This is a genomic window from Paraburkholderia aspalathi, assembly GCF_900116445.1.
GTDB lineage: Bacteria > Pseudomonadota > Gammaproteobacteria > Burkholderiales > Burkholderiaceae > Paraburkholderia > Paraburkholderia aspalathi.
Map to the genome: position 1 here is coordinate 151978 of NZ_FPBH01000004.1, position 26804 is coordinate 178781.

At 62.5% G+C, this 26804-nt stretch carries 19 protein-coding genes and 1 tRNA gene; 12 read left to right on the plus strand and 8 right to left on the minus strand.

What is annotated here, in order from left to right:
- Nucleotides 1-132: 132 nt before the first annotated feature.
- The 3 genes from BM438_RS08080 to BM438_RS08090 all read right to left on the minus strand — a co-directional run bounded on the left by BM438_RS08080 (nucleotide 133) and on the right by BM438_RS08090 (nucleotide 5464).
- The gene (locus BM438_RS08080) at nucleotides 133-1311 is read right to left on the minus strand and encodes an acetyl-CoA C-acyltransferase (RefSeq protein WP_093633775.1); all 1179 of its coding nucleotides are present in this window, start codon (nucleotides 1309-1311) and stop codon (nucleotides 133-135) included.
- A 240-nt stretch (nucleotides 1312-1551) separates the two neighbouring features.
- Nucleotides 1552-3636 (minus strand): 3-hydroxyacyl-CoA dehydrogenase NAD-binding domain-containing protein, encoded by a 2085-nt coding sequence (locus BM438_RS08085; RefSeq protein ID WP_093633776.1) that lies wholly within the window; start codon nucleotides 3634-3636, stop codon nucleotides 1552-1554.
- 142 nt (nucleotides 3637-3778) lie between these two features.
- Nucleotides 3779-5464 carry a 3-(methylthio)propionyl-CoA ligase gene (locus BM438_RS08090; protein ID WP_093633777.1) on the minus strand — a complete coding sequence of 562 codons (1686 nt, stop codon included), beginning with the start codon at nucleotides 5462-5464 and terminating at the stop codon, nucleotides 3779-3781.
- Nucleotides 5465-5731: 267 nt separating this feature from the next.
- On the opposite strand from BM438_RS08090, the gene BM438_RS08095 reads away from it, so the two are divergent.
- The 5 genes from BM438_RS08095 to BM438_RS08115 all read left to right on the plus strand — a co-directional run bounded on the left by BM438_RS08095 (nucleotide 5732) and on the right by BM438_RS08115 (nucleotide 9661).
- The gene (locus BM438_RS08095; protein ID WP_093633778.1) at nucleotides 5732-7288 is read left to right on the plus strand and encodes a protein adenylyltransferase SelO; all 1557 of its coding nucleotides are present in this window, start codon (nucleotides 5732-5734) and stop codon (nucleotides 7286-7288) included.
- Between the two features lie 38 nt (nucleotides 7289-7326).
- Nucleotides 7327-7749 carry a peptide-methionine (R)-S-oxide reductase MsrB gene (msrB, locus tag BM438_RS08100; protein ID WP_093633779.1) on the plus strand — a complete coding sequence of 141 codons (423 nt, stop codon included), beginning with the start codon at nucleotides 7327-7329 and terminating at the stop codon, nucleotides 7747-7749.
- 274 nt (nucleotides 7750-8023) lie between these two features.
- Complete coding sequence (locus BM438_RS08105; protein ID WP_054042677.1) at nucleotides 8024-8554, plus strand: septation protein A; 531 nt, start codon at nucleotides 8024-8026, stop codon at nucleotides 8552-8554.
- A 1-nt stretch (nucleotide 8555) separates the two neighbouring features.
- Nucleotides 8556-8870 (plus strand): BolA family protein, encoded by a 315-nt coding sequence (locus tag BM438_RS08110; protein ID WP_054042675.1) that lies wholly within the window; start codon nucleotides 8556-8558, stop codon nucleotides 8868-8870.
- Nucleotides 8871-8881: 11 nt separating this feature from the next.
- Nucleotides 8882-9661: a peptidylprolyl isomerase gene (locus BM438_RS08115; RefSeq protein WP_054042673.1), complete on the plus strand. Its 780-nt coding sequence runs from the start codon at nucleotides 8882-8884 to the stop codon at nucleotides 9659-9661.
- A gap of 134 nt (nucleotides 9662-9795) precedes the next feature.
- Here BM438_RS08115 and purL read toward each other — a convergent pair whose 3' ends face one another.
- Nucleotides 9796-13875 (minus strand): phosphoribosylformylglycinamidine synthase, encoded by a 4080-nt coding sequence (gene purL / locus BM438_RS08120; RefSeq protein ID WP_093633780.1) that lies wholly within the window; start codon nucleotides 13873-13875, stop codon nucleotides 9796-9798.
- Between the two features lie 280 nt (nucleotides 13876-14155).
- On the opposite strand from purL, the gene BM438_RS08125 reads away from it, so the two are divergent.
- The 3 genes from BM438_RS08125 to pgi all read left to right on the plus strand — a co-directional run bounded on the left by BM438_RS08125 (nucleotide 14156) and on the right by pgi (nucleotide 19104).
- The gene (locus BM438_RS08125; RefSeq protein WP_093633781.1) at nucleotides 14156-15454 is read left to right on the plus strand and encodes an FAD-dependent oxidoreductase; all 1299 of its coding nucleotides are present in this window, start codon (nucleotides 14156-14158) and stop codon (nucleotides 15452-15454) included.
- Nucleotides 15455-15538: 84 nt separating this feature from the next.
- The gene (locus BM438_RS08130; RefSeq protein ID WP_093633782.1) at nucleotides 15539-17152 is read left to right on the plus strand and encodes an NAD(P)H-hydrate dehydratase; all 1614 of its coding nucleotides are present in this window, start codon (nucleotides 15539-15541) and stop codon (nucleotides 17150-17152) included.
- Nucleotides 17153-17481: 329 nt separating this feature from the next.
- Entirely contained in the window at nucleotides 17482-19104 is a 1623-nt protein-coding gene (gene pgi / locus BM438_RS08135) for a glucose-6-phosphate isomerase (protein ID WP_093633783.1), read from the plus strand.
- A gap of 158 nt (nucleotides 19105-19262) precedes the next feature.
- Here the strand turns inward: pgi and BM438_RS08140 are convergent, their stop codons facing one another.
- On the minus strand, nucleotides 19263-19949 hold the full coding sequence (locus tag BM438_RS08140) for an ABC transporter ATP-binding protein (RefSeq protein ID WP_093633784.1): 687 nt from the start codon (nucleotides 19947-19949) through the stop codon (nucleotides 19263-19265).
- On the opposite strand from BM438_RS08140, the gene BM438_RS08145 reads away from it, so the two are divergent.
- Nucleotides 19948-20643, plus strand: a complete 696-nt coding sequence (locus BM438_RS08145; RefSeq protein ID WP_093633785.1) for an arylesterase — start codon at nucleotides 19948-19950, stop codon at nucleotides 20641-20643. The two genes, BM438_RS08140 and BM438_RS08145, sit on opposite strands and share 2 nt — an antisense overlap.
- A 116-nt stretch (nucleotides 20644-20759) precedes the next feature.
- Entirely contained in the window at nucleotides 20760-21101 is a 342-nt protein-coding gene (locus BM438_RS08150) for a hypothetical protein (protein WP_093633786.1), read from the plus strand.
- Nucleotides 21102-21243: 142 nt separating this feature from the next.
- Here BM438_RS08150 and BM438_RS08155 read toward each other — a convergent pair whose 3' ends face one another.
- Together BM438_RS08155 and BM438_RS08160 are read right to left on the minus strand one after the other, a co-directional pair.
- Nucleotides 21244-23181 (minus strand): SurA N-terminal domain-containing protein, encoded by a 1938-nt coding sequence (locus BM438_RS08155; protein ID WP_093633787.1) that lies wholly within the window; start codon nucleotides 23179-23181, stop codon nucleotides 21244-21246.
- 87 nt (nucleotides 23182-23268) lie between these two features.
- Nucleotides 23269-23345 (minus strand) — tRNA-Asp (locus BM438_RS08160).
- Nucleotides 23346-23755: 410 nt separating this feature from the next.
- Between BM438_RS08160 and BM438_RS08165 the strand changes: the two genes are divergently transcribed.
- Entirely contained in the window at nucleotides 23756-25189 is a 1434-nt protein-coding gene (locus BM438_RS08165) for a Shedu immune nuclease family protein (protein ID WP_093633788.1), read from the plus strand.
- 251 nt (nucleotides 25190-25440) lie between these two features.
- Here BM438_RS08165 and BM438_RS08170 read toward each other — a convergent pair whose 3' ends face one another.
- A complete protein-coding gene (locus BM438_RS08170; RefSeq protein ID WP_093633789.1) occupies nucleotides 25441-26340 on the minus strand; it encodes a hypothetical protein in 900 nt (299 codons plus the stop codon).
- A gap of 21 nt (nucleotides 26341-26361) precedes the next feature.
- Here BM438_RS08170 and BM438_RS46130 point away from each other — a divergent pair, with 21 nt between their 5' ends.
- A complete protein-coding gene (locus tag BM438_RS46130; protein ID WP_244179283.1) occupies nucleotides 26362-26730 on the plus strand; it encodes an MlaA family lipoprotein in 369 nt (122 codons plus the stop codon).
- Nucleotides 26731-26804 lie beyond the last annotated feature (74 nt).

A 26804-nucleotide genomic window follows, 5' to 3' on the forward strand; every position in this document is an offset into this window, starting at 1 on the left:
ATGCATGCCCAATACCAAAACAAGCCCGACCCACGCGTATAAAAAACGGGCGCCGTAGATTCAATGCCTGCACATCCCATCGCACCGAACCACACGACACCCGCTTTTAATCAAACCCGCTCTCGCGCCTGATCACACCACTTCGAACAGGCCCGCCGCACCCTGGCCGCCACCGATACACATCGTCACGACGACCAGCTTCGCACCGCGCCGCTTGCCTTCGATCAGCGCATGGCCGGTCAAACGCGCGCCCGACACGCCATATGGATGGCCCACCGCGATCGCGCCGCCGTTCACGTTCAGACGGTCTTGCGGAATGCCGAGCTTGTCGGCGCAATACAGCACCTGCACCGCGAACGCCTCGTTCAGCTCCCACAGGTCGATGTCTTCGACTTTCAGGCCCGCCTGCTTGAGCAGCTTCGGCACCGCGAACACCGGGCCGATGCCCATCTCGTCCGGCTCGCAACCGGCCACCGCAAAGCCGCGGAAAATGCCCAGCGGTTGCAGTCCTTCGCGCTCCGCGACCTTCGCGTTCATCACGACGCAAGCCGACGCGCCGTCCGAGAACTGGCTCGCATTGCCTGCGGTGATCACGCCGCCCGGCATCGCGGTACGAATCTTCGACACGCCTTCGAGCGTCGTGTCGGCACGAATGCCTTCGTCGGCGCTGACCGTGACTTCCTTCGTGAAGAGACGCCCGCTCGCTTTGTCGGCGACGCCGGCCAGCACCGTCAGCGGCACGATCTCGTCCTTGAACTTGCCGGCTTCGAGTGCGGCCGCGGCGCGCTGTTGCGAGCGCACGCCGTATTCGTCCTGACGCTCCTTCGAGATCGAGTAGCGCTTCGCGACGTTCTCGGCGGTCTGCAACATCGACCAGTAGATTTCCGGCTTGTTCTGGCTGAGCCAGCCTTCGGTCACCATGTGGCGGTTCATCTCGTTCTGCACGCACGAGATCGATTCCACGCCCCCCGCGACGAACACATCGCCCTCACCGGCAATCACGCGTTGCGCGGCCAGTGCGATGGTTTGCAAACCGGATGAACAGAAACGGTTCACCGTCATGCCCGGCACGCTAACCGGCAAACCGGCGCGCAGTGCGATCTGGCGCGCGATGTTCATGCCCGTCGCGCCTTCCGGATTCGCGCAGCCCATGATCACGTCTTCAATGCGCGCCGGGTCCAGCTTCGCGCGCTCGACAGCGGCCTGCGTCACATGCCCGCCGAGCGTCGCGCCGTGCGTCATGTTGAAACCGCCGCGCCATGATTTGGCGAGGCCCGTACGGGCGGTCGATACGATTACGGCATCAGTCATACATCTCTCCTGTGTCGACCCGAGTTGGCGCTCTAGCTCTTACTCGGGTCCCATGCAAAGCGGTCGCCCAAGTTGGTGCTCTAGCTGTCGACCCGAGTTGGCGCTTTAGCGCTTACTCGGGTCTCATGCAAAGCTCTTACTCGGGTCCATGCAAGTTGGCTAGTGATGGCGGGCGCGCTGGCAGATCGCCCAATCGCCCCACTTCATTCATTTCACTCATTTCGCCTGAGCGGCGGCGATTCAGCCGTTGAACCCACGGCCCTTCGCCGCGAGCTCCGCAATGCTCGGCGCCAGTTGCCACGCATCGCCATTCGGGCGCGACGCATAGCGGCGAATCGCGCGCTCGACGTTGTAGAGGCCGACCGTATCCGCGTACAGCATCGGACCGCCGCGATAGAGCGGGAAGCCGTAGCCGGTCAGATAGACCATGTCGATATCCGACGCCTTCGACGCAATCCCTTCCTCGAGAATCTTCGCACCTTCATTGACGAGCGCGAACACGAGACGCTCGACGATTTCCTCGTCGCTGATCTTGCGGCGCTCGGCGTTGATTTCCTTCGAGAACGACGTGATCATCTCGTCGACCACTTTCGACGGATACGCCGTGCGGTCACCCGCCTTGTAGTCGTACCAGCCGCCACCGGTCTTCTGCCCGAAACGCCCCGTCTCGCACAGACGATCGGCGATCTTCGAGTAGTGCATGTCAGGATGTTCCTGATAGCGGCGCTTGCGGATCGCCCAGCCGATGTCGTTGCCGGCCAGGTCGCTCATGCGGAACGGGCCCATCGCGAAGCCGAACTTCTCGATCGCCTTGTCCACTTGCGCGGGCAATGCGCCTTCTTCGAGCATGAAGAGCGCCTGACGGACGTACTGTTCGATCATCCGGTTGCCGATGAAACCATCGCACACGCCCGAGACCACCGCGGTCTTCTTGATCTTCTTGGCGAGCTTCATGACGGTGGCGAGCACGTCTTTCGCCGTGTCCTTGCCGCGCACCACTTCGAGCAGCTTCATCACGTTGGCGGGACTGAAGAAGTGCATGCCAACCACGTCCTGCGGACGCTTGGTGAAAGCGGCGATCTTGTCGACATCCAGCGTCGACGTGTTCGAGGCCAGGATTGCGCCGGGCTTCGCCACTTCGTCGAGACGCTTGAACACCTGCTCCTTGACGCCGAGTTCTTCGAACACCGCTTCGACGATCAGGTCGGCGTTTTTCAGGTCTTCATAGGAGAGTGTCGGCGTGATCAAGGCCATGCGTTGTTCCAGCGCCTCGGGCTTGAGCTTGCCTTTCTTGACGGTGGCTTCGTAGTTCTTGCGGATCGTGCCGAGGCCACGATCAAGCGCTTCCTGCTTGGTTTCCAGCAGCGTGACCGGAACGCCCGCGTTGATGAAGTTCATCGCGATGCCGCCGCCCATCGTGCCGGCGCCTATCACGGCCACCTGCTTGATGTCGCGCACCGGCGTGTCCGACGGCACGTCGGGGATCTTGCTCGCCGCGCGTTCGCCGAAGAACGCATGGCGTAGCGCGTGGCTTTCCGGCGTCTGCACAAGCGCGATGAAGCATTCGCGTTCGAATGCAAGACCCTTGTCGAAACCGTTCTGCACACCCGCTTCCACCGCGTCGATGCACTTCAGCGGCGCCGGGAAATTCTTCGCAATCGCCCCGACCGTATTGCGCGTGAACTGGATGAAACCGGCGGCATTCGGATGCTCGATCTTGCGGTCGCGCACCTTCGGATGCGGGCCCGTCTTCGCGCCGACCTTGCGGGCAAACGCGAGCGCGGCTTCGGCCAGATCGCCTTCCACGACTTCATCGAACAGGCCTGAATCGGCGAGCTTTTCCGACAGTACCGGCGCGCCGGAGACGATCATGTTGAGCGCGGCTTCGAGGCCGATTGCGCGCGGCAGACGCTGCGTGCCGCCCGCGCCCGGCAGGATGCCGAGTTTGACTTCCGGCAGCGCGATCTGCGCGCCGGGTGCGGCGATGCGGTAGTGCGCGCCGAGCGCCAGTTCCAGCCCGCCGCCCATGGCGACGCTATGAATCGCGGCGATGACCGGCTTGGCGCTGCCTTCGACGGCCTTGATAACCGTATGGAGGGTCGGTTCCTGAGTCGCCTTCGGCGTATTGAATTCGGTGATGTCGGCGCCGCCCGAGAAGGCCTTGCCGGCGCCCGTCAGCACGATCGCCTTGATGGCCGGATCGTTCTGCGCGCGCTCGATCCCTTCCACGATGCCGGCTCGAGTCGAAAGGCCGAGCCCGTTTACGGGGGGATTGTTCAGCGTGATGACGGCCACGCCGTCATGAGTTGTGTAGTCCACTGCCATCTGCCTGCCTCCGTGCGATGAGGCGGCGCATGACGCGCCGCCTGTCCGGTTGATCGAGTCGGCTCATTGTCCGACTTTAGCTCCGATTTCCCCGGGGTCAGCAGGCAGAATACACAAAAAAGCACGCTCGTTCAATTTATCGTTAGACGGGGTTTCCCCTGGCAAGCGGAGTCAGGGGGCAATCCTTCTCGTCTTCGAGCGCGGACGGCAGGATGTGGTCGCGGAAAATGTCGCGCAGTTTGAGTTTCTGCAGCTTGCCGGTGGCCGTATGCGGGAGTTCGTCGACGAAGACGACGTCGTCGGGAATCCACCATTTGGCAACTTTGCCGTCGTAGAACGCGAGCAGTTCCTCGCGTGTCACCTCGAAACCCGCACGCTTGACAATCACCAGCAACGGCCGTTCGGTCCATTTTGGATGCGCACAGGCGATGCACGCGGCTTCGGCCACCGCCGGGTGCGCGATCGCGACGTTCTCGATGTCGATCGAACTGATCCACTCACCGCCCGACTTGATCACGTCTTTCGAGCGATCCGTGATGTGCAGGAAACTATCACGGTCGATGGTGGCGACGTCGCCGGTCGGGAACCAGCCGTCCACCAGCGGCGAATCGTCCTTGCGGAAATACCGGTCGATCACCCACGGGCCGCGTACGTGCAGATCGCCGAACGCCACACCGTCCCACGGCAGATCGCGCCCGTCTTCGCCGACGATCTTCATATCGACGCCGTACAGCACATGACCCTGCTTTTCGAGCAATTTGCGCTGCTCTGCCAGGGGCCGCTGACTCTGTTCCCACGTCAGTTTCGACAAGGTGCCGAGCGGCGACATTTCCGTCATGCCCCATGCATGGATCACCTGTATGCCGTATTCGTCTTCGAAAGCTCGCAGCATGGCCGGCGGGCAAGCCGAGCCGCCAATCACCGTGCGATTCAGCGAAGAAAAACGCACCTTGGCTTCGCGCAGATAGTTGAGCAAGCCGAGCCACACGGTCGGCACGCCGGCCGAATACGTGACGCGCTCGTTTTCCATCAATTCATACAGCGATTTACCGTCGAGGTCCTTGCCGGGAAAGACCAGCTTCGCCCCGGTCAGCGGCGCGGAATGCGGAATGCCCCAGGCGTTCACATGGAACATCGGCACGACCGGCAGCACGGAGTCGCGCGCGGACAGGCTCATCGCGTCGGGCAGCGATGCACCGAACGCGTGCAGCACCGTCGAGCGGTGCGAGTACAGCGCGCCTTTCGGATTGCCGGTGGTGCCGGACGTATAGCAAAGATAGGAGGCCTGCCGTTCGTCGATAGCCGGCCAGTCGTAATTCCCGTCCTGCGCGTCCACCAAGGTTTCGTAGCTCAGCACCGGCGTTTGCATCGCCGGCAGATGCGCTTCGTCGGCCAGTGCGATCCAGCCGCGCACTTTCGGGCACTGCGGTGCCAACGCATCGACGAGCGGTGCGAACGTGGTGTCGAACAGTACGTAGGCGTCGTCGGCGTGGTTGATGATGTAAGCGATCTGATCGGGGAAGAGCCGCGGATTGATCGTGTGACACACGGCGCCGAATCCTGTCGTGCCGTAATACGCCTCCAGATGCCGGTAGCCGTTCCAGGCCAGCGTGGCCACCCGCTCGCCGGGTTCGACGCCAAGCGCGATCAGCGCCTGCGCCAACTGCTTCGCGCGCTTTTCGCAGTCGCGGTAGGTGTAGCGATGCACGTCGCCTTCGATGCGCCGCGACACGATCTCGGTGTCGCCGAAATGCCGCGCGGCATGCGCGAGCAACGAGGACACGGTGAGCGGCACGTCCATCATCTGGCCAAGCAGCGGCGTCGTCATAAAGAGAGGTCTCCTCGCCTTGTTTGCGTCGTTGGGGTTGTAGCTCGGGGGCCGCGCGCACTCCGCTGCGTCGCGCGCGACGCTTAAGGTTGGTCCGCAAGGGACGCTCCGGTTGGTCGCGCGGCCGTGCTCTGAAGCGGCGCGGAAGCGCTCCGGCAGGAGACGTCCGGCACGCAGGCGTCTGTCCGGCCAAACCTCGGACTGAGAGCCGGCCAGCACCGCCGCGGGCGCGGACTTACAATATCGGTTAATCCAGAGGCGCTCAACATGTCGTTTTCCCCAAGCATTGCAGGGTTATCCGGGCCTTTAGCGGCTCTTTCCGACGCACTGATCACCTCGCCCGAAAGCGCATTCGCGCGGCTCGGCAGCGTGTTTCTGACGCGGATGCCGGCTGCGCCGCTGAGTGCGCCGTACGTGGTCGGGTTCTCCGCAGAGACCGCCGCGCTGCTCGGTTTAGAGCCCGGGCTCCAGAATGATCCGGGCTTCGCCGAACTGTTCTCAGGCAACGCCACGCGTGAATGGCCTTCCGAAGCGCTGCCGTATGCGTCGGTGTATTCAGGGCATCAGTTCGGCGTGTGGGCGGGCCAGCTCGGCGACGGCCGCGCGCTCGGTCTCGGCGAAGTCGAACACGATGGCCAGCGCTTCGAGCTGCAACTCAAAGGCGCGGGCCGCACGCCCTATTCGCGCATGGGCGACGGCCGCGCGGTGCTGCGTTCGTCGATCCGCGAATATCTGTGCTCGGAAGCCATGCATCACCTCGGCATTCCGACCACGCGCGCGCTGTGCGTGATCGGCTCCGACCAGCCGGTGCGCCGCGAGGAAGTCGAGACCGCGGCGGTCGTCACGCGCGTCGCGCCGAGTTTCGTGCGCTTTGGGCACTTCGAGCATTTCTATTCGAACGATCGCGTCGATGCACTGCGCGCGCTCGCCGATCACGTGATCGAGCGCTTCTATCCGCATTGCCGCGAAACCGACGATCCGTATCTCGCCCTGCTGAATGAAGCCGTGAATTCGACCGCCGATCTGATGGTCGAGTGGCAAGCCGTGGGCTTCTGCCACGGCGTGATGAATACCGACAATATGTCGATTCTCGGTCTCACGATCGACTATGGCCCGTTCGGTTTCATGGACGGCTTCGACGCCGGCTACATCTGCAATCACTCTGACTCGCAAGGCCGCTACGCGTACAAGATGCAGCCGCAGATTGCGTACTGGAACCTGTTTTGCCTCGCACAAGGGCTGCTGCCGCTGCTGGGCGTCCAGCATGAAGAAAGCGTGCGCGGCGAGAAGGCGATCGAAGACGCGCAGCGCGTGCTCGGCGGCTTCAAGGAGCGGTTCGCGCCGGCGCTGGAAAAACGCATGCGCGCCAAGCTCGGCCTCGAAAGCGAGCGCGATGGTGACGACACCCTGATCAACCGTCTATTCGAAGTGATGCACGCCAACCGTGCGGATTTCACGCTCACCTTCCGCAATCTGGCGCGTATTTCGAAGCACGATGCGAGCGGCGACGCGCCGGTGCGCGACCTGTTCCTCGACCGCGCCGCATTCGACGCGTGGGTGAACGACTACCGCGCGCGACTGTCCGAAGAAACACGCGACGACGCCGCGCGCGCCATTGCAATGAACCGTGTGAACCCCAAATTCGTACTTCGTAATCATCTGGCAGAAACGGCGATCCGCCGGGCGAAAGAGAAGGACTTCTCCGAAGTGGAACGCCTGGCAGCCGTCCTGCGCCGCCCGTTCGACGAGCAACCGGAAAACGAGGCGTATGCGGGGCTGCCGCCGGATTGGGCCAGCTCGCTGGAAGTGAGTTGCTCTTCGTGACGAGCCCCCAGAACAATCTTGAGACAGGAACCCCGACCATGAACAAACCCGACGACCTCAACACCGGCGCCCCCGCCGTGCAGAAAGACGACGCCGAGTGGCGCAATCAGCTCTCCGACATCGAATACCAGGTGACGCGCCATGCCGCCACCGAGCGCCCCTTCACCGGTCGCTATCACGATCACTGGGACCGCGGCATCTATGACTGCGTCTGCTGCGGCACGCCGCTGTTCGAATCGGACACCAAGTTCGACGCCGGCTGCGGCTGGCCGAGCTACTTCAAGCCGATCAACGGCGAAGTGATCGCCGAGAAAACCGACCGCACGCACGGCATGCTGCGCATCGAAGTGCAATGCAAGAACTGCGGCGCGCATCTTGGTCATGTGTTCGAAGACGGACCGGCGCCGACCGGTCTGCGTTACTGCATCAATTCGGCTGCGTTACAATTCGAGCCCAAGTAACGCAGCGTGGAGTCCGGCGCCCGTTGAATGATGCGCGGCCGGCGTCTGTCATCAGGCGCGCGCCGGCCGCGACACCCTTCATCCGGCTTGCAATCCGGTCACCCCAGCGGTCAGCCGGCGGTCGACCCGGCACGGCAATCATGCTACGAACAGCGCAATGCGCCGTTCCCGGCTGCCGCGGCGGGTTTTAAGCAGCATCCCTGCCACCGACGCCCCGCGCCGCGTCCCCAATTCTCCAACTCTCCAACCCACTCTCCGAATTCCCGACCAGATAATGAAATTCCTGTTCGATCTGTTCCCGATCATCCTGTTCTTCGTCGCCTTCAAGATCTGGGGCATTTTCACGGCGACGGCAGTGGCGATCGTCGCCACGCTGGTGCAGATCGCGTGGGTGGCATTCCGCCACCGCAAGGTCGATCCGATGCTGTGGGTGAGCCTCGGCGTTGTCACCGTGTTCGGCGGCGCGACGCTCGTGCTGCACAACGACACGTTTATCAAATGGAAGCCGACCGTGCTGTACTGGGCGTTTTCGGTCGCGCTGATCGTCTCGCAACTGGCCTTCAACAAGAACCTGATCGAAGCGATGATGGGCAAGCAGATCACGCTGCCGCACGCGATCTGGGGCAAGCTGAACATCGTCTGGGCGATTTTCTTCGTGCTGCTCGGGCTGGTGAATCTGTTCGTCGCGTACAACTACACGACTGACCAGTGGGTCAATTTCAAGCTGTTCGGCGCCACCGGATGCCTGGTGGTATTCATCGTCGGACAGAGTTTGTGGCTGTCGAAGTATATGAAGGAAGAATGACATGACGAGCGATGTGTTCATGCACGCCACCACCGCCGAGCGCGCCGCGCTGATCGAGGCGCGTCTTACCGCGGCGCTCGCGCCGGTCGCCTCGATCCGGATCACGGATGACAGCGCGCAGCACGCGGGCCACGCCGGCGCGTCCGCCGGCGGTCATTTCTCTGTCACGATCGTGGCTGCCGCATTCGCCGGGAAAGCCCGCGTGGCGCGGCATCGCATGGTGTATGATGCGCTGGCCGATGCCATGCAGCGCGGCATTCACGCCCTTGCAATCACGGCGTATACGCCCGAAGAATTTGCTTTGTTGCCCCGCTAGGAAACCTTTCGATGACCTTGAAGAAAACCCGCCTTTGGGTATTGCTGGCTGCATTTGCGGCCGCACCTGCATTCGCACAGAACATCGCCGTCGTGAACGGCACGCCGATTCCGAAAGCACGCGCTGACGCGCTGATCGATCAACTGGTTCATCAAGGCCAGCAAAACACGCCGCAACTGCAAATGGCCGTGCGCGAAGAGCTGGTGAACCGCGAGATCCTGATGCAGGAAGCGCTGCGCCGTGGCCTGCCGAATCGTCCGGACATCAAGGCGCAAATCGCCGTCGCGCAACAAACCGTCGTGCTGCGCGCGCTGATCGAAGACTTCGTAAAGAACAACACGCCGACTGACGCGGAAGTCACCGCGCGTTACAACGCGCTGATCAAGGACGCGGGCGGCAAGGAATATCACCTGCACCACATCCTGGTCGACAATGAACAGCAAGCGAAGGATCTGATCGCCAAGATCAAGGCCGGCGCAAGCTTCGAAGACCTCGCCAAGCAATTCTCGAAGGACCCGGGATCGGGCAAGAACGGCGGCGACCTGGACTGGTCGGACCCGAAGGCCTATGTACCTGAATTCGCGGACGCGGCCACGCACCTGCAGAAAGGCCAGATGACCGACACGCCGGTGCACACGCAATTCGGCTGGCACATCATCCGTGTCGACGACGTGCGCAACATCACGCCGCCGCCGCTGGAACAAGTGCGTCCGCAGATCGTGCAGCAGATCCAGCAGGAAAAGCTGCAGGCGTTTGAAGAAGGCCTGCGTAAGAACGCGAAGATTCAGTAAGCGGTTTTTGCGCTGCTGCGTCGGAATAAAAAAACCGCCCTCGGGCGGTTTTTTTGTTTCTGCGGGTTCTGCTTTACTTCGCTTCTGCTACAGCGAGGGGACCGCCGCGACGAGCGGCGGCCCTCATCGCATCATCAACCCAGCCAGCGGCGTGCGTTCTGGAACACGCGCAGCCACGGGCTCGCGTCCGTGCTGCCCTCGCCCCAACCTTCCGGATGCCAGCTCATCTGCACCGCGCGATGCACGCGCTCGGTGTGCGGCATTAGCACGCTGAAGCGGCCATCAGGCGTCGTGACCGACGTGATACCGTCCGGCGAACCGTTCGGGTTGAACGGATACTGCTCCGTTGCCTGCCCACGGTGATCGACGTAACGCATCGCCACGGCCACCTTCGACGCATCGCCTTGCTGCGAGAAGTCCGCGTAACCCTCGCCGTGCGCAATCGCCACCGGAATGCGTGAGCCTTCCATGCCGGCGAAGAAGATCGACGGCGAAGCCTGCACCTCGACCAGCGAGAAGCGCGCTTCGAATTTCTCCGACTTGTTGCGGGTGAACTTCGGCCAGGCTTCCGCGCCCGGAATCATCGAAGCGAGGCTGCTCATCATCTGGCAGCCGTTGCAGATGCCCAGCGCGAACGTGTCTTCGCGACCGAAGAACGCAGCGAACATATCGGCGAGTTGCGTGTTGAAGCGAATTGCCTTCGCCCAGCCTTCACCGGCACCCAGCGTGTCGCCGTATGAGAAGCCGCCGCACGCCACCGCGCCGGCGAAATCCGCCAGGTTGGCGCGGCCGGCCAGCAGGTCGCTCATGTGCACGTCGTGCGCGTCGAAGCCGGCGCGGTCGAATGCATAAGCCGTTTCGAGGTGCGAGTTCACGCCTTGCTCACGCAGGATCGCGACACGCGGACGTGCGCCCTTGCCGATGAACGGCGCGGCGACGTCTTCAGAAGGATCGAACGTGAGGACCGGCGAGATGCCCGGATCGGCGGCATCGGAGAGCGCGTCGTATTCGGCATCGGCACACGCCGGGTTGTCGCGCAGACGCGAAATACGCCAGCTCACTTCGCTCCACGCACGATGCAACTCGGTACGCGGCGCGTCGTAGATCTTCTTCGCGTCGCGATAGATTTCGATCGTGTCACGATCGTTGATCTTGCCGATCACGTGCGAGCACGCCGACAGACCGTGTTCGCGCAATGCGCCCAGCACCGCGTCGCGGTCCGCTGCGCGCACCTGAATCACGGCGCCAAGTTCTTCGGTGAAGAGCGCGCGGATCGTGCGGTCTTCACGACGGCCGCTGGTCTGCTTCGCCCAGTCTTTCGCATCGCCGTAATCGGATTCATGGTTCGGATCGAGCACCAGCATGTCGACGTTGAGCGACACGCCCACGTGACCCGCAAACGCCATTTCGCAAACCGTCGCCCACAGGCCGCCGTCCGAGCGGTCGTGGTACGCGAGCAGCTTGCCGTCGCTATTGAGTGACTGGATCGCGGTAAAGAAACGCTTCAGATCTTGCGGATCGTCGACGTCCGGCACCGTGTCGCCAACCTGCTGTGTGACTTGCGCGAGGATACTGCCGCCCAGACGATGCTTGGCGCGGCCAAGGTCGATCGCGATCAGCACGGAGTCGCCCGCGTCGCTTGCGCTGCGCAGTTGCGGCGTGAGGTGCTTACGCACATCTTCGACCGGCGCAAATGCCGAGATGATCAGCGAGACCGGCGCGACGACTTCCTTCGCCACGCCACGGTCTTCCCACTTGGTGCGCATGGACAGCGAATCCTTGCCCACCGGAATGCTGATACCCAGCGCCGGGCACAGTTCCATGCCGATGGCCTTGACCGTGTCGTACAGCGCGGCGTCTTCGCCTGCTGCGCCGCATGCGGCCATCCAGTTGGCCGACAGCTTGAGCTTATCGAGCGACGCAATTGGCGCCGCCGCGATGTTGGTGACCGCCTCGCCGACCGCCATGCGGCCTGACGCCGGCGCGTTGATCACGGCGAGCGGCGTACGCTCGGCCATGGTCATCGCTTCGCCGCGGAAGCCTGCGTAGTCCATCGTGGTAATCGCGACGTCGGCCACCGGCACTTGCCACGGGCCGACCATCTGGTCGCGCGCGGTCGTGCCGCCCACCGAGCGGTCGCCGATCGTGATCAGGAACGACTTGCTGGCAACCGTCGGATGACGCAGCACGCTGACCGCCACTTCCGACAACGCGATGCCGGTGACATCCACCGGTTCGAGCTTCTGCTCGACACGCTTCACGTCGCGATGCATGCGCGGCGCCTTGCCGAGCAGCACTTCCATCGGCATGTCGACCGGCTCGTGTGCGGTGTCGCTGTTCGATTCGGAGTCGATCACCTTCAACTGACGTTCGGCCGTAGCCGTGCCGACCACTGCGAACGGGCAGCGCTCGCGCTCGCACATGGCCTGGAAGGCCGGCAGATCAGCCGGCGCAATCGCCAGAACGTAACGCTCCTGCGCTTCGTTCGACCAGATTTCGCGCGGCGACAAACCGCTCTCTTCCAGCTGGATCTTGCGCAGATCGAAGATCGCGCCTTTGCTTGCGCCGTCCACGACTTCCGGGAAGGCGTTCGACAAACCGCCCGCACCCACGTCGTGAATGCTCAGAATCGGGTTCTTCTCGCCGAGCTGCCAGCACGCGTTGATCACTTCCTGCGCACGGCGCTCGATTTCCGGGTTGCCGCGCTGGACCGAGTCGAAGTCGAGTTCGGCCGTGTTGGTGCCGGTCGCCATCGAGCTGGCGGCGCCGCCGCCCATGCCGATGCGCATACCCGGGCCGCCGATCTGGATCAGGAGCGAGCCTTCCGGCAGATCGTGCTTATGCGTGTGCTGATCCGAAATATTGCCGATGCCGCCGGCGATCATGATCGGCTTGTGATAACCGCGCACCAGACCCGCGACGTTTTGCTCGTAGGCGCGGAAATAGCCGCCCAGATTCGGCCGGCCGAATTCGTTGTTGAACGCGGCGCCGCCGAGCGGGCCGTCGATCATGATTTGCAGCGGCGACGCGATGCGGTCAGGACGGCCATACGCTTCGTGCTTGTCGTCCGGGTTCCGGTGCGCCAGCGGCTGCGCGGCGTCACGGGCGTTTTCCCATGCTTCGACGCCATCCGGCAACTCCAGATTCGACACCGTGAAGCCCGCCAGACCCGCCTTCGGACGCGCGCCGCGGCCCGTCGCGCCTTCGTCGCGGATTTCACCGCCCGCGCCGGTCGAGGCGCCCGGGAACGGCGAGATCGCGGTCGGGTGGTTGTGCGTTTCCACCTTCATCAACGTGTGCGTCAGTTCGACGTTACGGCGATAGTGTTCGGGCAGCGCGCCGGGTTCAGCCGGCGCGCGCGGGAACCAGCGCTCAGCCACGCCGCCCGCCATGATCGCCGAGTTGTCCGAATACGCGACGATCGTGCCCTGCGGGTTCAGCTTTTCCGTGTTGCGGATCATATTGAACAGCGAGATGTCCTGCTTCTCGCCGTCGATCGTCCAGTCCGCGTTGAAGATCTTGTGACGGCAATGTTCGCTGTTGGCCTGCGCGAACATCATCAGTTCCACGTCAGTCGGGTTGCGGCCGAGTTTCGTGAAAGCGTCGACCAGATAGTCGATTTCGTCGTCCGCGAGCGCAAGGCCCAGTTCCGTGTTCGCCGCTTCCAGCGCACCGCGGCCGTTGCTCAACACGTCGACGGTTTGCAACGGCTTGGCCGGCAGTTCGTCGAACAGATGCAGCGCGTGGTCACGCGAGGGCGCCACGCTTTCGGTCATGCGGTCGTGCAGCGCTGCGGCGACGGCCGCGCGGGCTTCGTCGGAGAGCGCCTTCTTGCCGCCCAGCAGACCGCTTTTCAGCGTGACCGTGTATTCGACGCCGCGCTCGATACGGCGCACCTGCGTGAGACCGCAGAGGTGGGCAATATCGGTTGCCTTGCTGGCCCACGGCGACACCGTGCCGAAGCGCGGCACCACGAGGAAGGTTTCGGCCGCGCCGCGCTCTTTGGTTTCTTCGAGCGGATCGCCGTAATGCATCAGCGCTTCGATCTTCGCGTTGTCTTGCGCTGACAGCGGATTTTGCGCATTGACGAAGTGCAGATACTGCCCGCGCACGCCGGTGATGTTGGCGTCGATGCGCGTAAGCGTCTCGAGCAGGCGGGTTTGACGGAAATCGGAAAGGGCCGAAGCGCCGGGGAAACACGAGAAGTGGGCCATGGACTTGACGTTGCGTCGCTAATGATGCCGATGAGTCGCGCGTGAAGGCGACGTGAGGCGGAAAGGAAGTCCGAGATTATACCCCGGGAACGGCCCTCCAACGGGCGTCGCACCAGGGTTTTGGCGGGGTTTGCGTGGCCGGTCTGCCGTTTTGACTGCTATCATTCGCCCTTTCACCAGATCGGCGCGAGCAGCCTGAGCAATCCCGGGCCGTGCGCCGCATGCCACGCTTAACGGGAACGCGGCGTTTCGGCGTCCCGCCGGCAAATCGAATCAGATCATGGATGTCATCGTCATTGGCGGCGGGATTGTGGGCGTCGCCACCGCTTATCAGCTGCGCGCGGCCGGTCACCGGGTATGCGTCGTCGAGCGTCACGCAACGGTCGCGCAAGGCGCGACCTATGGGCACGGCGGCACCGTGCTGCCGACCCCGCTCGACGTCTGGTTCGGCCCGACTTTCATGGCGAGCCGTCAGGCCGCCAAAAACGGCGTGATCAGCAAGACCGGCTTTAACGGGCCGGTGCGCCAGTTCGTCAAGCAGCTGACCGCGTTGCAGGAGCCGGAGGCGTTCAGCCGCCAGTACGCGCGGCTGCGTCCGTTGATTGAAACATCGCGCGAGGCGATGGCTGACGTCGAAGCGCGCTTCGGGCTGGAATTCGAACAGGCGAGCGGCCTGCTCTATCTGGTGCGTTCCCCGCAGGAATGGCAGCAGACCCAGACTGCGCTCGAGCTGCTGCGCCAATACGAAGTCCCGCACCATGTGCTCACGCCGGCCGAATGCGCCGCGTTCGAGCATTCCGTGCGGACCGAGCCAGAATTCGCCGGCGGCGTGCTGTTCGACCACGAGCGTACGGCCAACTGCCCGCTTTTCGCGAAACTGATCAAGCAGACCCTCGATACACAAGGCGGCGTGCAATTCATGCTGGGCTGCGAAGTCTCGGCGATCCGCCTAGACGGTCAGCGCCCTGCGGTAGAACTGGCGCCGCGGCCCGGCATGGCATCGCGTTCACGCGAAGTCGACGTGATCAACGCCGATGCGATCGTCGTTGCTGCCGGTTACGGCAGTCTGCCGCTGCTCGAACGCCTGGGACTGCGGCTGCCGCTGCATCCGCTCCGCCTGCATAACCTGGTGGCGCCGATTGCGCATGAGGAATGCGCACCGCATGTCGCGATTGTCGACGCGGTCAAGCGGATTACCGTCAGCCGCATGAATCATCGCCTGCGGATTGCAGGCGGCGCGGTTTTGCAGAGCGCCGGGCAGATCGACAAACCGCTCGGCGAAACATTGACGAAGGAAGCGCTGGCGCTGCTGGGCCAGGCGACCCACGACTGGATTCCGGGGGCCGCCCGGATCTCCGCGGCTCTACCGTGGGAAGGCGTCAAACTGCTGTCACCGGACGGTTTGCCGGTCATCGGCAATGCGCTTCATCCGCGCCTGTTTGTGAACGCCGGCCACGGCCCGGCCGGTTGGGGCCTGGCATGCGGGGCGGGTAAGCTGATCGCCGACCTGATCTCGGACAAGACCCCCGACGTCCCCGCGGACACGCTGGCGGCGCTGCGCGCGGACCGATTCCAGTAATTGGCGCGGCGGGAGCGTATCGGCACTACCATAGTGGCTCCCAACGCTTCCTCACCTTGCCCAAGGTGAACTCCAAGCCTCGCCATGACAGTGCCCGAATCCACGCTCCCGACGCTAATCAGCCCGCATAAGCGGGCGTTGCCGCTGCTCTCGCTCACCGACCTGCGCATCCTTGAAACCCAGGCCGCGGCGGCACTGCCTCAGCACACCCTGATGTCTCGCGCCGGCAAAGCAGCCGCGAGCTACCTGCAAGAGCTGATCACCCGCGACACCTCGATCGAAAAATCGAAGCACAAGGTATGGGTCGTAGCCGGCCCGGGCAACAACGGCGGCGACGCATTGATCGTGGCCGCGGAACTGCACCGGGCAGGTATCGCCGTAGATCTTTGCATGCCGCTTGAAGTCAAGCCGGACGACGCCCGCTGGGCGCTCGACACCGCCCGTGCCGCAGGCGTGGCCATCACATCGACGCCGCCGGCTTCGCTGGAAAGCTATACATGGCTGGTGGACGGCATGTTCGGCATCGGGTTGACCCGTCCTCTGGAAGGTGTCTTTGCTGCCATCGCCCGCCAGCTTTCACAACGCACGAAAGCGAAATCCAGACGAGGCGGTGTGCTGGCGCTCGATACGCCGAGCGGCCTCGACAGCGACACCGGGACTGTCGTCGGCGAAAAACTGGACCAAGCCGGCGGCCAGAACGACAATGTCGCAGTCCACGCCACCCATACGATCACCTTCATCGGCGCAAAGCCCGGCCTCTTCACGGCGCAGGGCCGTGATCTTGCCGGCACGGTAACGGTGGCGCCGATCGGCATCGACAGCAGCACTCGCACGGCCGTGCAACTCAACGCGCCGGCCCTGTTCGCCGACTTCCTGCCGCCGCGCGACTTCGCCACCAACAAGGGCACCTTCGGCAGCCTCGCCGTGGTCGGCGGCGACACCGGTATGTGCGGCGCGCCGATCCTCGCCTCGCGCGCGGCGCTCTATACCGGTGCCGGCAAAGTGCATGTTGCCTTGCTCGGCGACGGTGCCCCGCCCTACGATCCGCCACATCCCGAACTGATGCTGCATGCAGTCGACGATCTGCCGCTCGACAAAATGGACGCCCTCGCCGTCGGCTGCGGCATGGGTCAGCGCGACATCGCCACACGTGTCATGCACGACGTGCTGACGCTCGACGTACCCAAACTGTTCGACGCCGACGCGCTCAATCTGATTTCGACAGACCCATCGCTCGCGGCCGAAGTCACCGCGCGCGGCGTACAAGGCGATCCTTGCGTGCTCACGCCGCATCCGTTGGAAGCCGCGCGCCTGCTCGGCACGGATGCGCGAGGCGTGCAACGCGACCGCCTCGCCGCAGCGCGGGCATTGGCTGCGCGCTTTGCCGCGGTAGTCGTGCTGAAAGGCACGGGCACGGTTATCGCCGCGCCGGACGGCCGCGTCGCGATCAATCCGACTGGCAATGCCGCACTCGCGACAGGCGGCACCGGCGACGTGCTCGGTGGCATCATCGGCGCACTGCTCGCCCAGCATCTGCCGCGTTACGAAGCCGCGCTGGCAGGCGTCTACCTGCATGGCCTCGCCGCCGACACGCTGAGCGCGCAAGGCCACGGCCCAGCCGGATTGACGGCGGGTGAACTCGCCCCGATGGTGCGCACTTTGCTCAACCGTCTGTTCTATCCGGCAACGGGTGGATGAGTCAGCGGGTGAATGAAGCGCCCCATGCAGCGCATCAAACGGGGTGCCCTGAACGTGGCGCCTCATCCCACAGTTTGCATGGGACGCCCAAACCGCTGCCACCCGTCACACAACGCCGTTATACTGATTGACTGCGCCGCCCGTCGGATTCATCGCGGGTTACGGCGAAATTTCGGTGGGCCGTTCGATCTCCTGGCGGACTCGCGAAGTTTCCCCGCAACCCACTACGAACCCCACCGCGCGGCATCGCTCTAACAGCATCGTTGCATCATCCTCGGCAGCGCTTCACGCGCGTGCCATTCTTCGTGCCCCTTCGTTAGACGGACGCTATGACGCAGAACTCGCTCCCCTCCTGGTCCTCGCTGCAAACGCATTACGAGAAGATTCGCGATGCGCACATGCGCGACTGGTTCGCCCCTGAGAACGATCCCGCCCCTACCCGTGCTGAGCGCTTTGCGTTCGCGGGCGGCGGTCTCGCGGCCGATTTTTCGAAGAACCGCATCTCCGACGAAACCCTGAAACTGCTGGTGCAACTCGCGCGCGAAGCCGGCGTCGAGAAACGCCGCGACGCGATGTTCGCGGGCGAAGTCGTCAACCCGACCGAAGGCCGCGCCGCGTTGCACACCGCGCTGCGCGCCACTGATCCGAAAGCGCCGTTCCATGCGGAAATCCAGGCGGAGCGCGCCAAGATGGCCGCGTTCGCCGACAAGGTCCGCAGCGGCGAGTGGACCGGCTATACCGGCAAACGGATTCGCTACGTCGTGAACATCGGCATCGGCGGCTCGGACCTCGGGCCCAAGATGGTCGTGCACGCACTGCATCATCTGGCCACGCCGGAGATCACTACGCACTTCGTGTCGAACGTGGACGGCGCGGATCTGTACAACGTGATGCAGCAGATCAATCCCGAAGAGACGCTCGCGATCATCGTCTCCAAGACTTTCACGACGCTCGAAACGATGACCAATGCGCGCTCGCTGCGCGACTGGTTCATCGAAAAAGGTTGCCCGGAGAGTGCGCTGGCGAAGCACTTCGTCGGCGTGTCGGCCAATCCTTCTGAAGTGGTCAAGTTCGGCATCGCGAAAGAGAACGTGTTCGAGATGTGGGACTGGGTCGGCGGGCGTTATTCGCTGTGGTCGGCAGTGGGTCTGTCGATCATGATCGCGATCGGCCCGAAACAGTTCGACGAATTGCTGGCCGGCGCCAACGAGATGGACCAGCATTTCCGCGACGCGCCGCTCGAAAAAAATCTGCCGGTGCTGCTCGGCATGATCGGCATCTGGTATCGCAACTTCTTCGGCTCGCAAAGCTATCTGGTCGCGCCGTATTCGGAAGCGCTGCATTTCCTGCCGTCGTATCTGCAACAGCTCGAAATGGAGAGCAACGGCAAGTCGGCGCGCCTGGATGGCGTGATGGTCGACTATCCGACCGCCGCCGTGACCTGGGGCGAACCGGGCACGAACGGTCAGCATGCGTTCTTCCAGATGCTGCATCAGGGCCCAACGATCGTGCCGATCGACTTCATCGCCGTGTTGACGCCGGAGCATCCGCTCGTCAGCCATCATCCGAAGCTGCTGGCGAACTGTTTCGCGCAAAGCGAAGCGCTGATGCTCGGCCGCACGCTCGAAGAAGCGAAGAAGGTGGCCGGTGCGGACAAGCCGGAACTGGCGCCGCATCTGGTGTTTCCGGGCAACCGTCCGACGAGCACGTTGCTGGTCGATGCGCTCACCGCGCGTTCGCTCGGCGCATTGATCGCGCTGTACGAGCACAAGGTGCTGGTGCAGGCATCGGTATGGGACATCAATCCGTTCGATCAATGGGGCGTCGAGTTGGGCAAGATCCTCGGCAAGGTGGTCGAGGCGGATCTGACGTCGGCAAGCGTCGATGAGAAGAAGCATGACTCGTCGACGTCGGCGTTGATCGCGCGGGCGCGTGCTGCCTTGAAGCGATAAGCGTGAGCGGCGCGCTTGCTCGTGCCGCATGCGCTGATTGCTCACGCCCGCGTGGTTAGCGGCGTTGCGTTATCGAGTTGCGTGAGAGGAAAAGCAAAGCGGGCCCTTGTGGCCCGCTTTGCTTTATACGAACGAGTGACGCTTGGTTGGCACGCTTCTCAGGCCAGACGTCCCGCTTCGATGGTCACCGTCGTATCGCAGCGGCGCGCCAGTTCGATGTCGTGCGTGACGAGGATCAAGGTGGCGCCATTCGCGCGGTTCATCTCGAACATCAGATCGATCACCGCGTGACCGGTGGCTGCATCGAGACTGCCGGTCGGCTCGTCGGCGAACAGAATCGCCGGATGCGTGACAAAGGCTCGCGCGAGCGCGACCCGTTGCTGTTCGCCGCCCGACAGCAGCTTCGGATAATGCGCAGTGCGTTTGGCGAGTCCCACCTGCTCCAGCAGTCCGCGCGCACGCGCCGCGGCCTCGCGCGTACCGATGCCGCCTTGCAGTTCGAGCGGAAGCGTGACATTTTCGAGCGCCGTCAAATGCGGCATCAGTTGAAACGACTGGAACACGAAACCGACCGAGCCGCTCCTCAACGCGGCGCGCTCGTCTTCGTCCAATTCGGTGAGCTCGCGGCCGAGCAGCCGAACCGAGCCCGAGCTTGCGCTGTCCAATCCTGCGAGCAAGCCGAGCAGCGTAGACTTGCCCGACCCGGATGCACCGACGATCGCCACACTGCTGCCGGCATCGATAGCAAGATCGATGTCCTCGAGAATCGTCAGCTCGCCTGTTGCATCCTTAACCTTCTTGCACAAACCCCGCACTTCAATGACTGGATCAGTTTTGTTTAGCATGGTGAAGCGTAGGTTGAAAGTGCGCGCCGTAGCGACGGCGCTGACTACTGCATTCGGCCCGGCCGTGCTGGCCGCAACCCTGTTTTCGTTGCCCTTCACAGCCCATGCGGCCAACCCGCCCGAACAGGCCAAGCCGGTGATCGTCGTGCTAGGCGACAGCATCTCGGCCGAATACGGCTTGCCCCGCGACACTGGCTGGGTTGCCTTGATGCGCCAGCGCCTCACCGATGAGCGAATCGATTATAGCGTCGCCAATGCAAGCATCAGCGGCGACACCACCAGCGGTGGCCGGGCGCGCTTGCCGGCGCTTCTGCAGCGGCTCAAGCCGAGTATCGTGATCGTCGAGCTCGGCGCCAACGATGCGTTGCGCGGCGTGCCGCTCTCCACCACCGAAGACAACCTGCGCACGATCATCGAGCAGGCTCAACAAGGCCACGCGAAGGTCGTGCTGGTCGGCATGTACGTACCACCCAATTACGGCCCCGACTACACGCAAAAGTTCCACGGCCTGTACGGCGAACTCTCGAAGCAATTGCGCGTGCCGCTGGTGCCCTTCTTGCTGGCCGGCATCGCCGACAAACCGGAAATGTTTCAGGCGGATCAGATCCATCCTACGCAGCAGGCACAGCCAGTGCTACTCAACAACGTGTGGCCGGCTATCAAGCCACTCCTTCGCACAAGTTCGCCGCACTGAAAAGCTCGCTAACAACTTGTTTCCGGTAATTGGGGAGCGCGGATCGGCAAGATCGCTCCAACTTTCGTAATCCCGCGCAACCCGGCTCGATTCTGAGCGACTTCTGAGGAGATAACGTGAAATATTTACCGTTAATCGCTTTGACCGTGGCAATTTCTGCATGCGCCGCTCAACCGCCGGCAGGTGTCCAATCCGTGGGCCAAAGCCAGCAGCCGCCGAAGGCCGTCGCTGCGTGCATCGCGCACAAATGGGCCGATAGTTCACAACAGCAAGTCCTGTCGCAAGACGTCATGGCTAACGATCAGGCAATGGATGTCTATGTGCCGGGTCAGCAGCCGCCTAACGGCGCAGCCGCCGTCGTACGGCCCTCCTACAGCGGTCCGGGCTCGTGGGTCGGCTTCCGCGCCAATGGCGCTGCGGGCAGCGACGCCACCAGTTCGATCAGCGCCTGCCTCTAGGCGGCTGACGGCATAACAAGCCGCGCTCCCAGGCAGACCGTTTGACGCGCTTGCACGTGTCAAATGAAAAAGCCCCGCAATTGCGGGGCTTTTTTGTGGCTGCGCGCTTTACCTGCTTGCGCGCTCACGCTAGTGGTAGTGCTTATTCGCCGCTCGCCTGCGCATTGCTGCTGTCGAGCGAGCCGTAGAACTTCACCTTCGAACGGGCACGCAGCGATTCGACGTAAGCCTCAGCGTCGGATTGCGCATCGACTTGCGCAATCTGCTGCTGCGCTGCAGCCAGACGCTGCGGATCGATAGGTGCGCTTGCAACGACCGCGTTCACGCGATAGATCGCATAACCGTCGCCGCCGAGGTCCACACCGACGTACGCAGGTAACTTTTGCGCGTCTGCCTTGTAGATTGCACTCAATGCAACCGGCGGCACACCTTGCGCGTCGTTGCGCGACACCTTCAGCGGCGACGAGAAGCCCGTCGTGGCCTTCGACTTATCGAGCTCCGCCAACTTCGCGATGCCTTCCTTGTGAGCGGCCTCGTTCGACTGAGCCGCGATCACTTTCTGACGCACCGCGTCCTTGACGGCGTCGAGCGCCGGCACGGCTGCAGCTTTGTAATCCGTCACGCGCGCCGCGATCAACGTGTTACCGCCGACATCGATCGCTTGCGTGTTGTTGCGCGCGGTGACTGCATCGCTCGCGAACACCGCAGCGAGGAACTTCGCGTTGTTCAGCGGGCTGTCAGGCGGCAGCTTCGGATCCGGCTGCGGCGTGACCGTGGCCGTTTGCAGTTGCAGCTTGTACTTGTCGGCAGCCGGCTGCAGGCTCTTCGCCTTCTCGTAAACGATCGACGTGAAGCCTTCCGAGTCGTCGCTGAATGCCTTGCTCGCCAACTGCGTTTTCAGGTCTTTTGCGATTTGATCTTTCACTTCGTCGAACGGCTTGGTGACGGCCGGCTTCACGTCCGTGACCTTGACGATGTGATAGCCGAAATCGGTCTGCACGATGCCGCTGACTTCGTCTTTCTTGAGACCGAACACGGCGTCGTCGAATGCCTGGCCACCAGCGATCATGCCGCGACCGAAGTAACCCAGATCACCGCCCTTCGACGCCGAACCCGGATCCTGCGAATTCTGCTGCGCGATCTGCGCGAACTGGTCCGGATGCGCCTTGACCTGTGCGAGCACCTCGTCGGCCTTCTGCTTTGCCTTGGCCTTGTCAGCTGCGCTTGCATCTTTTGGCGCGGCGATCAGGATGTGGCTCGCGCGCACCTGGCCGTCCGTACGGTAATGCGCGATGTTGTCGTCGTAGTACTTTTTCAGATCAGCATCGCTCGGCTGCACAGCAGCCGACAACGTTGCCGGCGACATCACAAGGTACTGGATCGTTGCCGTGGCGGGCGTGGCGAAGTCGTTGCGATGCGCGTCGTAATACGCCTGAAGTTGCGCGTCCGTGGGCTGCACCTTCGCTGCATAGTCGCGCGGATGGAACGCAATGCCCTGCACTTCGCGTTGCTGTTCGGCGAGCTCAGTGAGATGCTGGGCGAGCGTCTTCGACGTGAAGGCGCTGCCTTGAATGCTTGCAGGCAACTGCTGCGTGGCAATGCTGTAACGCACACGTTCGTCGTACTGATCGGGCGTCATGCCTTGCATCGCGAGCAGCTGCTTGTAGCGGTCGACGTCGATCGAGCCGTCAGGATTCTTCAGCGACGAGATCACCGGATCGTTCAACAGCACACGGCGCACGGCGTCGTCAGACGCGGTCAGATGCAGGCGCTGTGTTTCATCAGCCAGCACGCGCTGCTCGATCAGACCGTCGAGCATTTCGCTACGGCGCGCAGGCGTATCAAACGACTTCATGTCGAACTGCGCACCGAGCATTTGACGGGCTCGGTCGAGTTGCTGACGCATCGCGTCGTCATACTCTGCGCGAGTAATCTTGTGGCCGTTGACGCTGGCGACGTTTGCACTTTCGTCAAAGAAGCCGCGGAAGCCTTGAATACCCACAAAACCCAACCCCGGCACAATGACGAGGATGAGCATGAACATCATCAGGCGTTTGTGATTGCGGAAAAAATCGAGCATGCGTGAGGGAGTGCCAAAAACAGAACGCCCGATCTTACAACAGCGGGCAATAAAAAAGGCGAACCGGAGTTCGCCTTTCGTGGATACTGGCGGAGTGGACGGGACTCGAACCCGCGACCCCCGGCGTGACAGGCCGGTATTCTAACCGACTGAACTACCACTCCTTATACTGCACTTGTACTAAACAGAACCACTATGCCAAATCTGAAACTGGTGGGTGCTGAGGGGTTCTAGGAAGCCCTCGCCCGGCTTGTAGGACAAGGCTTTGCCGCAGTTCGATCCTGCAAATACAACGAAAAATACAACGAGCAGAGATTTTGCCTCGAATGTCGCTAGGCCGCAACAGAAATTTGCTCTTCTCCGATTCCGCGGAACGGAATCGGGAATATCGCCTGGTGTCGACCAGAAGCGGTCTCTTGTGATGGCGGGTCACATGTTCGCTTTGGTTCCGATGTCGGCCGGCTGACATATACGAGCGACCACGTGGGATGCGAGACCGGCGCGGAACTAGCATCCACATTCAATGGCGTATATTCGACAGCCATAGATAACGATTCCGACAAAGGGTTGCCAGATGGCAAATGGAACGGGTGGAGTTGCGGTCGCGCCGCAGCCATTTAGTGATGACGACGTGCTGGAAGCACACTTCCACTTGGAAGCGGCGACAGAGGGCACCGAGCATGCACGAAAGCTCTTCCTGCGAACGTACAGGCTCGCTAACGCTCAGACGAGGACTTGGCATGCAATGCCAGAGGAAGAATGGCCGCTGCTGGCGACCGTCCTTCCGAACAGAATTATCATGCGGCCGATCCATGTGAATCCGCATGCGCAGCGCTACCTGACCCCAAAGAACGGGTGTTTCGCTACAGTCATCTACATCGATGAGGAAGGCGACGAGTTGCCGGATGACGCTGAAGCTGCCGCGTTGCGCGTTGAATCACGCTTAGTCTGGGGTCTCTTTGACCCTCCCGGTAATGGCCTCGGTCTGAACAGGAATCTTGACCCTGTGTGGCAAGGTCTATCGCGGATTCAGCACGCCGAAGTCCTGGTGATCAGCCGGCACCCGGAAATGCACGCTAAGGACGGCGTGATTTCGATTGGCACGCAGGAAGTCGACAGGCTGCGCCGCGCCTTCAATCGGGTCACGACGAACGGCCGTAAGCTTATTCGTCAAACAAAGCAAGGCATTGTGCACGACGACATGCTCACAAGGCTTGATCCCGAACGATTCCGACGAGTCGTGCAGGTGAACCCACCCCTGGCCGAGGTTCGACGCGAGGGGGCGAAGCAGGCTGCAGCGCGAGAGCGTGCCGAGCGTCGCTCCAACGTGCAGGCCGTGCGCAAGCAGCTCGGTGAGCTAGTGACGGAGGCTCCCCAGGAGCTGATGATGCTGCATGCCGAGATTGAACGGGTGACGCTCGCGACTATGATTGAGGCATTCAAGGCGAAGTTCACCAGTAAGCTTACCGAACCAGACTGGCAGGCATTCTTCGAGCAGAACAAGCTCGTCCTAAGCATGGCTTTTGCGCGTCCCGTCGAGCTGACTCATACGCAATTCCACGCAAAGGGTTCTACCTTGACCGGTTCAGGTGCTCAGATCGGCGACTTCCTGTTCAGGGAATATGGCCAAGCACTCGCCATTGTTGAAATTAAAACTCCGGAGACGGCCTTGCTACAGGGCACGGCCTACCGCGGGCAGGATGTCTTTGGGCCGAACTCGGAGCTCTCTGGTGCGGTGAGCCAAGTGCTGTTTCAGCAGAGCGAGCTTAGGCAACGCTGGATGACTCATGTAAACGACAATCCGGCACTGCGCCCGTCCGGTGCCGATGTCATCAAATGCGTGGTCATCGCAGGCCGCCTGCCCACCGATCCAAGCAAACTGCGCAGCTTTGAGGTGTTCCGAAACGCGTGCAAGGACGTTGACATCGTTACCTTTGACGAACTGCTAGCGAAGCTCGAGTTCCTGTACAAGCAACTGACTCCGAAGCCTGAACCAGACCTGTTCTGACCCAGAGACCCGCCCGGTAATGTCGGACGCGCTGGATGCACTGCCATGCTACTAGACGCTGCCATTTTCCCTCCCTTTAACGCTGTCGCAAGGACGTCAGTATGCGTGTGCAGGAATACGCTGGATGCGGCTGTCGAACAGACGAATGGGCAAGTGAAATGACGATACGCCACGGCACGCCCGGCTCCAGTGAAAACGGCTTTTGCGGGCGACAGACGCTGGTCCTTGTCTCGCGGCTGGCAAATGCTAGCTCAGACGTCGCGCAGCAGACGCACGCGATACCGGTGCCATACCAGCGCGCCGTCCGTGCGTCTAGGGCTGCGCCTGGGATGGTCAAAAAGCAGACCGGCCTGCGCAGGATAGGCACTCGCGAAGACGGCGGCCGCGATTCCACACGGCTTCGGACCGATGGGGACAATAAACATCCGCTTGCCGACACCCAGCGACGCTCTTGTTCGTTCAAGACATTCGAATGCGGCTTCCGGATCATTCGCGGAGCAGTATTCGATTACCAGCGGGCCTTGCTGCAGCCTCGGTAGATGCGGAATGATGGCGTCGAGTTCCCATCCGGGGCGATACGCCGGAATTCCAAAGACCACTTTGACTTCCTTGTCTGCGATCATCTGGTGCTCTTCAAGGGCCCGGTCGAGTCTTTCTGGTTCAAAGCCCAGAAAGAACACACCGGCCTCGAGATCGTCACTGCCCAGATCAACGACCGAGCGAGGTATGGGCTGATAGCCTTGAGTGGTCTCGGTGAGCGCAAACTGATCGCCTCCAGGATGCGTGCGGGTGTAACTTTCAGGCTCCACGTAGACCACCTCGATCGTGCCCGACTGCATCTCCACCAGCCCGCTCACCAGCGCGAACAGCTCCGCATATCCGAGTGTCGTCGCTTCGAGCACAACGGTCGACGTGTCATAGGCTGAAAGGATCTGTCCGATTCCGTCCGCATTGGAGATCCGGTCGCCAATCGAGATGGTCATGTCTTCGACGTTGTACCGTACGGGAACATGCACACACCCTTCGCCCCACGCGGCAACCACCAGCTCACCACGCGCGTCAATGACATCTCCGTGGAACAGCGTAATTTGCGGCCTGACACCCAATGCGTCAGCGCTCGGTGCGGTCGAAGTATCAAAACGGATCAACATTGGTCACAGGAGGTCCAGTTGGTGGAACTCGGTATCAGGAAGATTCCGTGCGAAGACCCGGGCAAGATCGCGGAAGTCCCCCTCGGTGCCCATCGCAAGCGTGTGGAACTGTTCGACGGTCAGATCGATCTTGCGCTTGCGACGATAGCCGACTACGGTCTGCTCAATCCATTCTCGGCGGCATCGCTGCCCGTCCAGGCCGCAGTGGGCGGCACTCACCTCATCAGCAACCGCGCCGACCTGCTGAGCGCTTCGAATCTGCTCTCGCAAGCGGCGCTCGACGAGTATTCCTTCACGCGCAATCTTTATCTGCAAAGGCGGCGCGCGCTTTCATCGAAACCGGGCGACCCCGCAACACTCCCCGCCTATGGCGACACCGCATCCCGGTAGGCCTTGAGCCCGCGCAAAGACGGCCGGCAAAATGCGCCGGTAAGTGTCGGGTAAGCCATGCACGCTCAGCATGA